The following is a 245-nucleotide window of genomic DNA, read 5'->3' on the forward strand; positions in this document are numbered from 1 at the left end:
CTTTCTACCAAGGTTCCTAGACAAGATTTGTGGTCTTTGCCGATAATTAAATCGCCTTCCCAATGTCCTGGAATCTCCCTCCCTAAAACCTCTTCTGGACGCTCATCTATTGAAACTCTATCCTTTATTTTAGGCTCCAAAACTGCTCTGGTCTTGAAGTTCCCTCTGCTTTTACGTTCTTGTCTAAGCTGAGAAATAAGCTCCTTTTTCAATCCGTTTTTCGAGTGAAGATAGATGTATAAATA

General features: G+C 40.0%; 1 protein-coding gene. It reads right to left on the reverse strand.

Translation table 11 applies throughout. From position 1 onward, the window contains the following. Window positions 1-245, reverse strand: a 245-nt coding sequence (locus AC23MB_RS14495; protein WP_487787670.1) for a transposase, incomplete at both ends; no start/stop codon positions are given.

It is taken from the genome of Soonwooa sp. T0.1_25 (assembly GCF_057652215.1).